Origin of the sequence: Nonomuraea sp. 3N208, assembly GCF_052245935.1 — a bacterium.
Classification (GTDB): domain Bacteria; phylum Actinomycetota; class Actinomycetes; order Streptosporangiales; family Streptosporangiaceae; genus Nonomuraea.
Genome location: NZ_JBQQBR010000004.1, coordinates 321,727 through 336,034 on the forward strand (window position 1 = coordinate 321,727; position 14,308 = coordinate 336,034).

Sequence of the window (14,308 nt, forward strand, 5' to 3'; positions counted from 1 at the left end):
CTCAGGCTCCGGATTTCCGGCGCGGCAATGCCGGTGTCAGCGCGTGGCCGCAGTTCAGGGACTGTTTGCCGGGCCTGGAATTGTCGGTGGCTCCAGGCATGATGGCTTCATGACCGAGACGCCCCCCACCACCGTCCTGGCCGACGACACGGCCTACGCCGAGGCCGTGCAGCTGGCCGTGGACTCCGCCGCGGCCTACTACGCCGACGGCACCTCCACGCTCGACGACGACGCCTACGACCGGCTGGTCCGCGGCATCCAGGCGTATGAGGAGGAGCACCCCGAGGCGGTGCTGCCGTCCTCGCCCACGGGCAAGGTGGCCGGCGGGGCCGTCGTTGGCGATGTGCCGCACACGGTGCCGATGCTCAGCCTGGACAACGTCTTCGGCGCCGAGCAGCTGGCCGACTGGGCGGCCGCGCTGGAGCGCCGGATCGGCCGCCCGGTCACGGCGTGGAGCGTGGAGCCCAAGCTCGACGGGCTGGCGATCTCGGCCCGCTACCGCAACGGCCGGCTGGCCCAGCTGGTGACGCGGGGCGACGGCACCGCAGGCGAGGACGTCTCGCACGCCATCGGCACCATCGTCGGCCTGCCGGACCGGCTGGCCGGCGCCGTCACCGTGGAGCTGCGCGGCGAGGTCATGATGACCGCCTCGCAGTTCGAGGAGGCCTGTGCCAAGCGCCAGGCGCACGACGGCACCACATTCGCCAATCCGCGCAGCGCGGCCGCGGGCACGCTGCGCACGCGGGAGCGGCCGTATGTGTGCGAGCTGACGTTCTTCGGCTACGGTGTCGTGCCGCCGCCCGACGACCACTCCGACCTGGCCACATCGCTGCGCGAGCTGCCACACAGCCAGATCATGGGCTGGGTCGCCGCGCAGGGCGTGCAGACCACGGCCGCCACACCCGTCGCCGGCATCGTCGCCGAGACGCTGGATCGGGCGCAGGAGCGCGTCGGCGAGATCGCGGCGGTGCGGGCGGAGCTGCCGTTCGGCATCGACGGCATCGTGATCAAGTGCGATCTGGCGGCCGACCAGGCGGAGGCCGGGTTCAGCTCGCGAGCGCCGCGCTGGGCGATCGCCTACAAGCTGCCCGCCACCGAAAAGATCACCAAGCTGGTCGGCGTGGAGTGGAACACCGGCCGCACCGGCGTCATCGCCCCGCGGGCGGTGCTGGAGCCGGTGGAGCTGGACGGCAGCATCGTCACCTACGCCACCTTGCACAACGTCGCCGACATCACCCGCCGTGGCCTGATGCTGGGCGACAGCGTGACCGTCTACAAGGCGGGCGATGTGATCCCCCGTGTCGAGGCGCCGGTCGTGCACCTGCGCACCGGTGACGAGCGGCCGATCGACATCCCGCAGGTCTGCCCGGTGTGCGGGGACGCGATCGACAGGTCGCAGGAGCGCTGGCGGTGCGTACGCGGCCGCGACTGCCAGGCGATCGCGTCCATCATCTACGCGGCCGGCCGCGACCAGCTCGACATCGAGGGCTTGGCGGAAAACCGCATCAAGCAAATGCTCGACGCCGGTTTGATCGGTGACTTCGCCGACCTGTTCTTCCTGACCCGGGAGCAGCTGCTCGGCCTGGAGCGCATGGGCGAGACCAGCACCGACAACCTGCTGGCGGCCCTCGAGCAAGCCAAGACGCGGCCGCTCAGCCGGGTGTTCGCGGCGCTCGGCGTCCGCGGCACCGGCCGCTCGATGAGCCGCCGCATCGCCCGCCACTTCGCCACGATGGACGCCATCCGCGTGGCCGACGCCGAGGCGATCCAGCAGGTAGAAGGCATCGGCCCGGAGAAGGCGCCGGTCGTGGTGGCCGAGCTGGTCGAGCTCGCCCCGCTCATCGACAAGCTGGCCCAGGCCGGGGTCAACATGACCGAGCCAGGCGCCACGCCACCCGCCGAGGGGGAGCCGGCGCCGACCGGGCTGCCGCTGGCCTCGATGTCGGTGGTTGTCACCGGCGCGATGACCGGCCCGCTGGCGACGTTGTCCCGCAACGAGGTCAACGAGCTGATCGAACGGGCGGGCGGCAAGGCGTCCTCCAGCGTGTCGGCCAAGACGTCGCTGCTGGTGGCCGGCGAGAAGGCAGGCTCGAAGCGGGCCAAGGCGGAGACGCTGGGGGTTCAGATTGTGACCCCTGAGGAGTTTGCCGCTCAGGTCAGCGCATTCCTCTGACCAGGCCATCGACACGACTGGCCTCGATGGCTGTTGCGCGCCTCAAAGCGCGCCCCGGTGAGCCGGCACGTTCCGCCGCCCCGTCCCCGGCGGAACGTGCGGTCAGGGTTCACATTTCCTCCCCGGAGGAGCTCATGACGGGGCGGACCTCCACGGCCGCGAAACGGGCGTCGGGGAAGCGGGCCGCGATCTCCATCGCCCGTTCGGTGCTCTCGCAGTCGACGACGAAGTAGCCGGCAAGGTGCTCTTCGGCCTGGACGAACGGGCCGTCCGTGGCCACCGGCGCGCTGCCGCGTACCCGGATGGTCTTGCTGTTCACCGGGTCGGCCAGGGCTTCGCCCCCGACCAGCTCTCCGGACTCGGCGATCTCCTGGATCAGGGCTTGGACCTGCGCGGTCAGCTCGGCTCGCCCTTCTGCCTGCATGGCGAGCGTACGCAGGACGGCGGGGTGGCCCCAGTTCTGAGCGGCGGTGTAGATCAGCAGCAGGTAACGCACGTGTGTTCCTTCACGTTCGTCGTGCCTTTGACCAGTGGTCGGAGCCCGGAGCCTGGTATCGACACCGTCCCGCCGGAAATCACGAACGCGGGGGCCTCCCGCCGTAACGCGGGTGCACCGGAGAACCGCCCATCAGCAGGGCCCTGCCCAGCGGCGTGGCGGTGTGGATCACATTGGGGCCCATTCGCTGGCTGACGATCAGCCCTGCCTCCCGCAGCACTTGCGTGTGCTGGCTGGCCGCCGGGGCGGAGATCTCGTGACGCCGCGCGAGTTCGCCGGTCGTCCCCCCGTTCACGGTGGCACGCAGGATCGCGGCCCGGGTGGAGCCGAGCAACCGCGCGACAGGGGTGCCCGGCTCGTCGGAAGGCTCCTTCGGCACCCCCAGCATGTGATCCCGCTGGATCGGATAGACCAGGACCTGCGGCAGCTGCGGGTCCGCCAAGGGCACGGGCGTACCCCAGCAGAAGTACGACGGGATCAGCACCAGCCCGCGACCGTCGAGATGCACGTCCCTGTCCACCGGGTGACCCACCACCGTCAGCACGGGCGACTCCCATCGCATGCCCGGCCGGAAGCTCGCCAGCATGGCCTCGACCCCACCGTCCAGGAAGAAGCGCCCGCGCATGGCCCGATCGGCGTCAACCATGCCCTGAATGTTCGACCAGTGCGGGCGGAGGGCGGCGTCGAAGTACGCGTACAGGCCCTCCCGCAGCTCGTGGAAGGCGTCCTTGCGCCCGTCGGCCAGCCCCCAGGCCCATGACGGCGTCCTCGCGAGGCCGGCCAGCTTGTCGAGTTCCTGCCGGAGGAACGGCCGCGGCGTGCTCAGCACGGCGTCCACGCCGGCGTCCAGCCCGCGGACGGCGTCATGAGGAGTGAGGAAGTCGGGCATGTAGAGGGCGGTGCCCTGGTAGAGCGGCGCGAGGACGCGTCGCACGGTGGCCAAGGCTTCCGTGTTGGCGAGGTCGTGCCGGGCCTGGTCCCGCCACGCGGCGAACGCCGTCCTCCCCCTGCGCCCCGCCAACCGGCAAATGCTCAGCGCGACCTCCCACAGCGGGTCGGCCGCCGGGACGATTCGAGTCCGTACGAGATCCTCGCTCGTGAAGTGAATCCGCAACATCCCTGTCGCCTCATGCTGGGCCTTTAAGCTGTGGTCTCAGAGAGTAGACGGGCTGTCACGGCCCCGACACGATTATCAGCAAACTAATGAGAAGGCGTGAGGGGCGACCACATGGCCGCGCGATTCCGGGTGCTCGGACAGGTGGAGGTCACCGCGGGAGGGAACGTGGTCGGCCTTGGGAGCAGGCAGCGTGAGGTGCTCGCGGTCCTGCTGATCCACGCCAACGACACGGTCACCGTGGACCAACTGGTCGCGGCCGTCTTCACGGAGCCGGCGCCCGAGTCGGCACGCCGGCTGATCCAGAACACCGTGGGACGCCTGCGCAGAACGCTGACCGCGGCCGGCTGCCCCGACGTGATCAGGACCAGGCCGGGCGGCTATGTCCTCAAAGCCGATCCGGACACGCTCGACCTGCTCGAGTACGCCGAGCACGTCGAGGCAGGCCACCAGGCGGCCGCCGAAGGCATGGATCGGCAGGCCGTCATGTCGCTGCGCCGCGGGCTGGAGCTGTGGCGGGGCCCTTTCCTGGCCGACGTCAACGCCGTGGGGCTGGACGCGGAGAAGGCCCGCATACGCGAGGCTCGCATGGCCATCCACGAGGAATGCCTGGAGCTGGAGTTGCGGCTCGGCCGGCACCGTGAGCTGCTTCCCGAGCTGGCCGCGCTCACCGACGAGCAGCCGCTGTGCGAGCGATTGTGGGAGCTGCACATGCTCGCCCTGTACCGGTGTGGCGCCAAGTCGGAGTCGCTGGCGCTCTACCAGAACGCCAGGACTATCTTCATGGAAGACCTCGGCCTCGAGCCAGGCCGTCGGCTGCAGCGGCTGGAACAGGCCATACTCGCCGACGACCCGACACTCGACCTCGACAAGCGCCCGGACCAGCTGCCTGCGGACGTGCCCTACTTCACTGGGCGGGACGAGGCCCGGTCGGCGCTGGAAGCGGTCCTGCGGCCCGACCTCGGCTGCGCGATGCCTGTCATCGTCGTGGCGGGCAAGGCCGGGGTGGGCAAGACCACTCTCGCCGTCCACGTCGCCCACCGCCTGCGGGAACGTTTCCCCGACGGCCAGTTGTTCGCCCGGCTGGGCACCGCGCAAGATCGCCGCGTTCCGCCTGCCGAGGTGCTCGCTCATTTCCTGCAGGCGCTCGGCGAACCATCCCACGACCTCCCCGACGGCGTGAACGAACGCGCGGCCAGGTTCAGGGAGTGTGTGGCGGGGCGGCGGGTCCTCGTCGTGCTGGACGACGCGGTCGACGAGGCGCAAGTGCGTCCCCTGCTTCCCGGCCGCGCGGAGTGCGCCGTGCTGATCACCAGCAGATCCAAGCTGACCGTCCTGCCCAGCACCGGCCGCCTGGAGCTGGAGGAGCTGGAACCGATCCAGGCCATGCGGTTCCTCGCCAGGGTCGCCGGCGCGGAGCGGCTGTCGGCCGAGCCGCAGGCCGCGCACGAGCTCGTACGGCTGTGCGGGAGCCTCCCACTGGCACTCAGAATCGCCGGCGCCTCGCTCACCGGCCACCCCCACTGGCAGGTCGGCCACATGGTGGAGCGGCTCAGGGATGGGCGACGGCGGCTCGACGAGCTCGGCGACCCGGAGGTACGCGGCGCCATCGCGCTGGCCGCCGAAGGGCTGGACCCGGCCGCGCTCCGGCTGCTGTCCGCGCTCGCCCACACCGACACCCCGGAGATCCCCGGCTGGACCGCCCTGGCTGCGAACGGAACGCCGGACCTGGTGGACAGCCTGGTCGACGCCCAGCTCCTGCAAGTGGCCGGGCCCACGCGTTACCGCCTGCACGACCTGGTCCGGGCCTGCGCCCGCGAGCTCGGCGGGGCCGAGTCCATCCCTCGCGTGCTCAGTGGCTGGCTGGCGCTGGTCGAGCGGGCGCACCGGGCGGCGTACGGCGACCACGCGGTCCTGCACGGTGCGGCCGCCCGCTGGCAGCCCCCGGGCGTGGACGTCGTCGAAAGCGACCCCCTGGCCTGGTACGACACCGAGCGCCCGAACATCGTCGCCGCCGTCCGCCAAGCCGCCGCGCTGGGCCTCGACGAGCTGTGCTGGGACCTGGCCATCAGCGCGGTGTCGCTGTTCCAGACCCGGGGGCACTACGACGACTGGCAGGAGACGCACCGGGTCGCCCTCGCCGCCACCCGCGCGGCGGACAACACCCGCGGCACCGCGGCCCTGCTCACCGGGATCGCCCTGCTGGATGCGTACCGGCACCGCTACCGGCCGGCCACAGCGGCCGTCGAGGAGGCCCTGGAGCTCTTCGAACGCTGCGGCGACCGGCACGGCTGGGGTTTGGCGAGCATGGTGGCCGGGTTCACGGCAGGCATGCGAGGCCGGTACGCCGAGGCTGCCGACCGGTGCGGTCACGCGCTCGACGCGATCCGCCAGGCAGGTGACCCGGGCGCGGAGGTCCTGGTGCTGCGCCTGCTCGGCCAGCTCCTGCTGGACGTCGGCCACGCCCGCCCGTTCATGGACGAGGCCCCCGCCGCCGGCAAGGCGGCCGATCAGCTCGCCCATCCGGAGGTCTGCTACCGGATCGGCGAGCTGCTCCTCGCCTCGGGACCGCTGCAGGAGACGGAGCAGGCGTTCACCGACCTGCTGTCCACCGTCACCGACCTCGAGGATCTGCGGTGCGAGGCCTTCGCCCGCTACGGCCTCGGCTATGTGCACCTCGAGCGGCATCGCCACGCCGCAGGCGAGGAGTACCTCCAGCAGGCCATCGAGCTGGCGAGCGCGGTGGACGAGCCGCTGATCGAGGCCAAGGCGTGGCTGGCGCTCGGCGCGGCCAGCAGGTCGCGCGGCGACCACGCGGCGGCGCTGCACAGGTTCGAGCTGGCCGAGCAGCTGGCGCAGGCCATCGACGCGCCCCTGTGGCAGGCTCGCGCCCTGCGTCAGGCGGCCATCGTGTACAGCGAACGCGGCCATGAGGCGGCGGCCGCTTCCGCGTATGCCCGGCTGGGCGTGCTCATCGCCTCACTGGGCGCCGCCGGCTTCGACATCGACGCGGGAGTCCCGTACCTGCAGGTCTCCTGACCGGCCCTCATGCAGGTTCAGAAAGTCCAGGCCGACGAGCCCGGCGCCCGGCAGGAATCGCCAGGTGTTCGCGGCCGCGGTCGCCACCCTGCTCGCCGAGTTCAACGCCTAGCTGGACCGGGACGGGGCCGACCCGGTCGCCGACTCCGTGGGCTACCGACGGCACGCTCTCTGGCTCAGCCCGGACGAGCTCGTCGACCTGATCGAGAGGATGCGCGCCGCCATCGTCCCTCACCTGGACCACGATCCCACCCCGGATCGCACCCGCTTCCTGCTCAGCCCCATTCTCTTCCCTTTGGAGGCTTAATCGTCTATCGTCGATTGTCGATGGATGATGAAAAGGGGCCTCTGGCACGGGCCGAGGCCGAGGAGTACGCCGGCTGGTTCAAGGCGCTGGCGGATGCGACGCGGATCCAGATCGTGTCGCTGCTGGCCCGGCGGCGGACGCCGATGAGCGTGGGCGAGATCGTGGCCGCCTCCGGGGTGGGGCAGTCCACCGTGTCGCACCACCTGAAGATCCTGGCCGAGGTGCGGTTCGTGCTGGTCGAACGGCAGGGCACGTCCAGCCTGTACCGGATCAACGAAGCCTGCGTGAGCTGCTTCCCGACCGCCGCCGACGTGGTCATGGGCAACCCGGTGCCGGCCGCACCCACCTGCGAATGAAGGAGACCGTGATGGCGCACGACGAGATCATCGACCGCTACTCGCGCCTGGCCAGAGCGGCGGCCGCCGGACGGGTCGTCGCCGACTGCGGGCCCGACGCCTTCGAGCAAGGCGGTTTCGGCGCCGCGGGCTATGAGGACACCAATGCCCTGCCGGAGGCCGCGGTCCGGGCCAGCCTGGGGTGCGGCAACCCGGTCGCCGTCGCCGCGTTGCGTACCGGGGAGACCGTCCTGGACCTGGGGTCGGGCGGTGGGATCGACGTGCTGCTGTCGGCGCGCCGGGTCGGTCCGTCCGGGAAGGCGTACGGGCTGGACGCCAGCCCCGACATGCTCGCGCTGGCCCGCCGCAACGCCGAGCAGGCCGGTGTGGCCAACGTGGAGTTCCTGCAAGGCGTCATCGAGCACGTGCCGCTGCCCGACCGCACGGTGGACGTGGTCATCTCCAACTGCGTGGTCAACCTGTCAGGCGACAAGGCCGCGGTGCTGGCCGAGGCCTTCCGGGTGTTGCGGCCGGGCGGCCGGTTCGGCGTCAGCGATGTGGTAACCGACGGCGACCTCGACCCACGGCGGCGCCAGGCGGCGGAGGAGCGCATCGGCTGCGTGGCCGGGGCGCTGTCGGTGACGGACTATCGGGGCCTGCTGGGTGCGGCCGGGTTCGTCGGGGTGGACATCACGCTGACCACCGATCATGGAGACGGCGTGCACTCGGCGATCGTCCGGGCCACCAAGCCGGCCGCCGGTCCCGGGCTGGAGATCCGGCCCATGCGCGACGCGGACGCCTCCCAGGTGCTGGCCATCTATCAGGCCGGGCTGGACACCGGGCAGGCCAGCTTCGAGACGACGGCGCCGAGCTGGGAGGGGTTCACCGCGGGCCGCCTGCCGCACCTGCGGTATGTGGCGGCCGACACCGGAACCGGCCAGGTCGTGGGGTGGGTGGCCGGCTCGGCGGTGTCGACGCGGCCGGTGTACGCGGGCGTGGTCGAGCACAGCGTCTACGTGCATCCCGGCTGCCAGGCGCACGGCATCGGCACGGCGTTGCTGACGACGTTCATCGCGGCCTGCGAGGACGCCGGCGTGTGGACCGTGCAGTCGGGCATCTTCCCGGAGAACACGGCCAGCCTCGCGTTGCACCAGGCGCTGGGCTTTCGCGTCGTGGGCACCCGCGAGCGCATCGGCCGCCACCACGGCCGCTGGCGCGACGTCGTCTTCGTGGAACGGCGCAGCTCATCGCACTGAGCAGCGCCGATCGCCGCATCAGTCGCTGCCGACCGACACGAACCCCGTCCCGGCCCGGTAATTCGGCGACTGATGCCGGAAGTAGGTGTTGTAGACCTCGCAGTAGCGCCCCCCACGCGCCAGCAGCGCCGCGTGATCACCTTCCTCCACGATCCGCCCGTGATCGAGCACGATGATGCGATCAACGTGCTCGATCGTGGACAGCCGGTGCGCGATGACGATCGAGGTACGCCCGGCCAGCACCAGGTCCAGCCCTTCCTGGATCTGCGCCTCGGTCAGCGGATCCACACTGGCCGTGGCCTCGTCCAGTACCACGATCGCCGGATCCTGGATGAGCAGCCGCGCCAGCGCGACGAGCTGCCGCTGCCCCATGGACAGAGCCCGCCCGTGCTCCCCCACATCCGTCTCCAGCCCATTGGGCAGGGCGTCGATCCAGTCGCCACCGCCCACGGCGGCCGCCGCCGCGCGTACCTCCTCATCGGTGGCCTCCGGCCGCGGGTAGCGGATGTTGTCGACGACGGTGCCGCTGAACAGGAACGGAGCCTGCGGCACCGCACCGATCTGCCGGCGATAACTCCCCAGCTCCAGACCGCGGATGTCCTGCCCGTCGATCAGCAGCCGGCCTTCCTGGAACTCGTAGAACCGTGTGATCAGCTTGCTGAGCGTCGACTTGCCGGCCCCGGTGTGCCCCACGAGCGCCACGGTCTCCCCAGCCTTGATGACCAGGTCGAAGTCACGCAGGACGGGATTGCCGGCATCGTAGCCGAACGTGACGCCCTGGAACTCGATGCGCCCCGCCAGCTTTTCCGCCGGCCGCGGATCGTTCTGCACCACCCTCGGCGGCGCGTCGATCAGCGCGAAGACCCGCTCGGACGCCGACAGCCCCTGCTGGAACTGCGACCAGAACGCGGCAATGGACGTCAACGGGAACCAGAAGAGCGCGACACCCTGCAGGAACAGGTACCAATCACCAGCGGACAGCCCACCCGCCAGCACCGTTTCGCCACCCAGCTGAACGAGGACCACCGTCGCGAGCCCGGCCACCGTGAACAACACGGGAAAGATGGTGGAAAAGACGAACCCCTGCCGGAGCGTCACCTGATAGCTCTGCCGGTTGATGGGCCGGAACTCCTCGTATACCTGCCGCTCCTGCCGGAAGTTCTTGGCCACCGCGATCCCGCCCATGGTCTCCTGGAGGTTCCCGTTGACCCGGCTGAGCGACCGCTGCGCCCTGCGGGTGCTCACCCTGGCCATCCGCCGGAACACCAGCGCCAGCCCCACCACGATCGGCACCACCAGCAACGTCAGCAGAGCCAGCTCCACGCTCCGCACGAACAGCAGCACCGTGACGAACCCCACCATCAGCACCTGGCTGATCAGGTCCATCGTCAGCGTGGACACGGTGGCGAAGTCATCGGTGTCGGACGTCACCCGGCTGACGATCTTCCCGGACGGCGTCTCGTCGTAGAACGACAGGTCCCGCGCAAGCACCGCGTCGAACGCGTCCTCCCGCAGGCGCAGCACGACATCTCCGGTGACCCGCGCGCTGTACTTGTGCCGCACGTAGTTGACCACCCAGGAGAGCCCGCCGGTGACGAGGATCGCCACCGTGAGCATCCATCCCACCTGGCCGATCGTGCCATTCGCGATCGCGTCGACCGCCAGACTGCCCAACGCCGGTATGGCCGCCTGACTGGCTGACATCAGCACGATCATCGCGGCGACGAGGACCATCGTCCCCAGCTTCGGCCGGAAGTACGACACGATGCGCCGCAGCAGGTCACGGTCGTTGTACGTGCGGTCGTAGTCCTCACCGTCGAGGCCGTCCATGAGGAAGCCCATCAGCGTACCCCTCCCTGCTCGCCGGCCAGGGACGGCTCGGCCTCCGGAACCTCGTCACCCATCTCGACCTCGTCGTAATGAGCGAAGACCCGCCGGTAGAGGCGGCTTCGCGCGATCAGCTCGTCATGCGTGCCGAAGTCGACGACCTGGCCCCGCCTGAGCAACAACACCTTGTCCGCCCACCGGATCTGCGAGAGCCGATGGGTGATCAGCAGAGTCGTCCGCCCTTCGAGGATCCGCCCGATGGCCTGCTGAATCTTGTCTTCCGTCGCCGAGTCGATGGCGCTCGTGGAGTCGTCCAGCACCAGAATCGCCGGATCGGTCAGCAAGGCCCGCGCGATGGCCAGCCGCTGCCGCTGCCCCCCGGAAAGGGTGACCCCTCGCTCCCCGATCACGGTGTCGTATCCCTCGTCGAGTTCGCTGATGAACTCGGCTGCTTGGGCGTCCTCCGCCGCTCTGACCACCGCCTCGTGATCGGCCTGCTGCCCCAGGCTGAAGGCGATGTTCTCGGACACGGACCGCGAGAACAGCACGATGTCCTGCTCGATCGTGGAGATCTGCGACCGCAACGAGTCCAGATCCCAGTCCCGCACGTCGACCCCGTCGACCAGAATCCGGCCGGCCGTGACGTCGTAGATCCGCGGAACCAGCTTGGTGAGCGTGCTCTTGCCCGACCCGGTCTCCCCGACGATCGCCACCGTCTCCCCCGGCCGCACGGTGAACGTCAGCCCACGCAGCACGGAGTCGCCGTCCTCCTCGTAGCCGAAGGTGACGTCCTCGAAGACGATCTCCCCGGTGATCGGCGCGGCATGCCCGTCCACCCGCTGCTCGATCTCACTCTCCGCGGTGACGATGCTGAGGATCCGGCGCGAGGACACGATCCCGATCTGGATCAGCGAGAACGTGAAGAGCGACATCTGCGTGGGGAACCCGAGCATCCCCATGAGCCCCATGAACGCCACGAGCTCGCCAAGGGTGATCGCCCCGATGCCCTGCAGATAGAGCCCGTGCCACAACGCCCCGGCCATCGCGAAGGAGAACAGCAGAGTGGGCAGGTAACGCGCCTGTACAAGCCCGTTCCGTACGAACGAGTCCCGATAGCGCCGCGCGTTGGCCCGGAACCGACGCCGCTCCTGCCCTTCCTGCGCGGTCACCTTGATCACCTCGATGCCCCGCACCGCCTCGTTGAGCCCGGCGTTGAGATCCCCGAACTCCTCCCGCATCCGGGTCGCCACGGGGTTGAGCTGCCTCATGTAGTGCCAGAGCGCGACCACGAAGACGACCGCGAAGACACCCGGCGCCAGCAGCAGCCGCGGATCGATGGCGGCGATGAAGAACAGCGGCACGATCCCGGTGAGACCCGAGTCCACGATCAGATCCACGCCCGGCGTGATCATGATGGACAGCTGCCGGATGTCGTTGGCGGCCCGGGCCATCAGATCGCCGACCCGCTGCCGATTGTGGAAGGTCTGGCTCTTGCCCAGCAGGCTCACATAGAGCTCATCACGCGCGTCCCGCTCCAGCCGCTTGGCCAGGACCTCGCTGGACATCCGCGCGAGGAGGTCGAACACGCCTCGGGCGAGCACGATCGCCAGCAAGGCCAGCGCGATGAGCCCGAGCGCGTCCATCGGCTCGCCCCGCTCCCCCAGCACGGCGTCGAAGGCGTTGCCGGTGAACTGCGGCACCATGGCGTTGAGCACCGTCATGACCACCGACCCGCCGAGGAACCCGACGAGGTGGAGCGGATGACGCCGCAGGTGGGACCAGAGCCAGCGCACCGGCCCACGCCGGTTGTGCCGTGGTCCTGAAACGGAGAACTCGGACGTGCTGGTAGTCACGGGCACCGCCCCCGATGCGGCTCGGTGAAACTTCGACCCCGCTTTCTATCACCGGCCACCGACAGTTTCCCAACGGTTTTCTGCGGGCCTCGGGGCGACCAGCGCCGTTACGGCGCGGTGCGCGGTTCGAGCGTGACCTGGCGGACGCGCTGGGGCACACCGAGGCGATCCAGCTGCCGGCGCACGATGGCCATCGTGGTGCCGCGCAGCATCTCGGCGTCGGGCCACACCACGGCGGCGCCGTCCGACGTGCTTCACAGCCGGGAGGAACCGTTCGTGCTCGACCGACGCCAGCGCCACCCGGAGATGGGCCTGCACCCGCTCGTCGGGCAAGGCCCGGCCGAACAACTCGACGGAGGCGGATCGCAACCGCTCCAGGTGGAGGTCAACCTGCCGCGCGGAAGGCGTCGGCGTGTGCGGCCGCCCATTCCTCGAACGTACGCGGCGGCCGTCCGAGCACGTCCTGCACCGTCGGGTGGACCTCGGATTCGTCGAGCGTGCCGTCCACGAAGAACTGGAAGAACGCGTCGACGTACTCGACCGGCATGCCCGCTTCCATCTCAGCCCGCGCCTCGCTGTTCGACAGCCCCTCGCACCGCAGGTCCCTGCCGAGCACCCGGCCGAGGACCGCGACCTGGTCGGCGGGCACCAACGCGCGGGGGCCGGTCAACTCGTATATCCGGCCCTCGTGCCCACCACTCACCAGCGCGCGGGCCGCGACGGCCGCGATGTCGTACGGGTCGACGGCCGCGACCGGCACCTCGGCGAACGGCACCCGCACCACGTCGCCGGCCGCGAGCTGCGGCAGCCAGCGCAACGCGTTCGACATGAACGACCTGGGCCGCAGAAAGGTCCAGGACAGACCCGACTCCCGCACGGCCCGCTCCGACAGGGTCATGTAACGGGAGACGGCGTTGCCGAGGTCTTCCAGGGCGGCCGAGCCGCCGCTCATGAGGACGACGTGGCGCACCCCGGCGTCATGTGCACGTGCGAGCAGCCCCGACATGTCCGCGTAGCCCGACAGGAGGAACAGCCCGTCGACACCGTCCAGCGCTTCGGCCAGGCTCTCGGGCCGGTTCAAGTCGCCGGTCACGGGCTCGGCGCCGGGTGGCAGGGCGTGGCCGCGCGGGTTGCGGACGAGCGCCCGGACCTGCCGGCCCGCCGAGGTCAGCGCGCCGACCAGCTCGGAACCGACGTTCCCTGTCGCACCTGTCACCAAGATCATATGAACCTCCGTCTGCACAGCGCCGCAACGAGCCCGACCGCAAGGGTAGCTCCACGAGGGTGGGCTCCTGGTGCGGCAGCAGACCGAGCTGTGAGGCTGTGCTGAACTGTCTGTCATGGAATATCGCCGATTCCTCGACTGCCTCGCGGCAGACTTCGCCCGCCTGCGGGCTGTCGCGCCGACCGACCTCGCCGCGGCCGTGCCGAGCTGTCCCGGCTGGACCGTCGCCGATCTCACCCACCACGTCGGCCAGGTGTACCTGCACCGCATCGACGCCGAACTCGGCACCGGGCAGCCGGTCGCGCCGATGCCGGACGACCTCGCCGTCGACGGCGTCGACGAACTGCTGAAGGTGTTCGTGGCGTACAGCGTCGCCGAATGGGGTGACGACTTCACCGACATCCTCGCCGGCTCGCCGGGCCGGACGTACGCGGTGCGGACCGACGGCGCGGCGTGGACGATGCGGACCGGCCCAGGGCTGTTCACCGTCGAGGACGGCACCGGCGACGACGCGGCCGACGTGACCGTGAGCGGCCCGCCGGCGGCCGTGCTGCGCTGGTTGTGGAACCGGGAGGGCGGCGGCGAGCCGGGCAGTGTGACGGTAGAGGGCGCTCCGGAGGCGGTCGAGGAGCTGCAACGCTGCGTCGTCATGGCAACGCAGTGAGGCATGGCTCCTATGGTTG

Annotated in this window: 11 protein-coding genes; 5 read left to right on the top strand and 6 right to left on the bottom strand. The window is 70.3% G+C overall.

Annotated features, from left to right (window positions below; genetic code table 11):
• The first annotated feature begins 109 nt into the window (after positions 1-109).
• On the top strand, positions 110-2,173 hold the full coding sequence (gene ligA / locus ACTWPT_RS07830) for an NAD-dependent DNA ligase LigA (RefSeq protein ID WP_443176571.1): 2,064 nt from the start codon (positions 110-112) through the stop codon (positions 2,171-2,173).
• A gap of 109 nt (positions 2,174-2,282) precedes the next feature.
• Here ligA and ACTWPT_RS07835 read toward each other — a convergent pair whose 3' ends face one another.
• Entirely contained in the window at positions 2,283-2,669 is a 387-nt protein-coding gene (locus ACTWPT_RS07835; RefSeq protein WP_443176572.1) for a YciI family protein, read from the bottom strand.
• A gap of 79 nt (positions 2,670-2,748) precedes the next feature.
• Complete coding sequence (locus ACTWPT_RS07840; protein WP_443176573.1) at positions 2,749-3,786, bottom strand: ArsR/SmtB family transcription factor; 1,038 nt, start codon at positions 3,784-3,786, stop codon at positions 2,749-2,751.
• 96 nt (positions 3,787-3,882) lie between these two features.
• Between ACTWPT_RS07840 and ACTWPT_RS07845 the strand changes: the two genes are divergently transcribed.
• From ACTWPT_RS07845 to arsM, 3 genes are all read left to right on the top strand, one after another.
• On the top strand, positions 3,883-6,822 hold the full coding sequence (locus ACTWPT_RS07845; protein ID WP_443176574.1) for a BTAD domain-containing putative transcriptional regulator: 2,940 nt from the start codon (positions 3,883-3,885) through the stop codon (positions 6,820-6,822).
• Positions 6,823-7,149: 327 nt separating this feature from the next.
• Positions 7,150-7,485, top strand: a complete 336-nt coding sequence (locus tag ACTWPT_RS07850) for an ArsR/SmtB family transcription factor (protein ID WP_443176575.1) — start codon at positions 7,150-7,152, stop codon at positions 7,483-7,485.
• Positions 7,486-7,496: 11 nt separating this feature from the next.
• On the top strand, positions 7,497-8,720 hold the full coding sequence (gene arsM / locus ACTWPT_RS07855; RefSeq protein ID WP_443176576.1) for an arsenite methyltransferase: 1,224 nt from the start codon (positions 7,497-7,499) through the stop codon (positions 8,718-8,720).
• Between the two features lie 18 nt (positions 8,721-8,738).
• On the opposite strand, the gene ACTWPT_RS07860 is transcribed toward arsM, so the two are convergent.
• The 4 genes from ACTWPT_RS07860 to ACTWPT_RS07875 form a co-directional block, all read right to left on the bottom strand.
• Entirely contained in the window at positions 8,739-10,562 is a 1,824-nt protein-coding gene (locus ACTWPT_RS07860; RefSeq protein WP_443176577.1) for an ABC transporter ATP-binding protein, read from the bottom strand.
• Entirely contained in the window at positions 10,562-12,400 is a 1,839-nt protein-coding gene (locus ACTWPT_RS07865; RefSeq protein ID WP_443176578.1) for an ABC transporter ATP-binding protein, read from the bottom strand. Before ACTWPT_RS07865 ends, ACTWPT_RS07860 begins: the two co-directional genes overlap by 1 nt.
• Positions 12,401-12,507: 107 nt before the next feature.
• On the bottom strand, positions 12,508-12,633 hold the full coding sequence (locus ACTWPT_RS07870) for a hypothetical protein (RefSeq protein WP_443176579.1): 126 nt from the start codon (positions 12,631-12,633) through the stop codon (positions 12,508-12,510).
• 152 nt (positions 12,634-12,785) lie between these two features.
• Positions 12,786-13,625, bottom strand: coding sequence for an NAD(P)H-binding protein (locus ACTWPT_RS07875; RefSeq protein WP_443176580.1), 840 nt, complete (start codon positions 13,623-13,625; stop codon positions 12,786-12,788).
• Between the two features lie 115 nt (positions 13,626-13,740).
• Here ACTWPT_RS07875 and ACTWPT_RS07880 point away from each other — a divergent pair, with 115 nt between their 5' ends.
• A complete protein-coding gene (locus tag ACTWPT_RS07880) occupies positions 13,741-14,289 on the top strand; it encodes a maleylpyruvate isomerase N-terminal domain-containing protein (protein WP_443176581.1) in 549 nt (182 codons plus the stop codon).
• The last annotated feature ends 19 nt before the right edge of the window (positions 14,290-14,308 follow it).

What these genes read in the sequence shown, in the direction of transcription:
- ligA (WP_443176571.1), top strand. Translation starts at nt 110, where the DNA reads ATGACCGAGACGCCCCCCACCACCGTCCTGGCCGACGACACGGCCTAC.
- ACTWPT_RS07840 (WP_443176573.1), bottom strand. Translation starts at nt 3,786, where the DNA reads ATGTTGCGGATTCACTTCACGAGCGAGGATCTCGTACGGACTCGAATC.
- ACTWPT_RS07850 (WP_443176575.1), top strand. Translation starts at nt 7,150, where the DNA reads ATGGATGATGAAAAGGGGCCTCTGGCACGGGCCGAGGCCGAGGAGTAC.
- arsM (WP_443176576.1), top strand. Translation starts at nt 7,497, where the DNA reads ATGGCGCACGACGAGATCATCGACCGCTACTCGCGCCTGGCCAGAGCG.
- ACTWPT_RS07860 (WP_443176577.1), bottom strand. Translation starts at nt 10,562, where the DNA reads ATGGGCTTCCTCATGGACGGCCTCGACGGTGAGGACTACGACCGCACG.
- ACTWPT_RS07875 (WP_443176580.1), bottom strand. Translation starts at nt 13,625, where the DNA reads ATGATCTTGGTGACAGGTGCGACAGGGAACGTCGGTTCCGAGCTGGTC.
- ACTWPT_RS07880 (WP_443176581.1), top strand. Translation starts at nt 13,741, where the DNA reads ATGGAATATCGCCGATTCCTCGACTGCCTCGCGGCAGACTTCGCCCGC.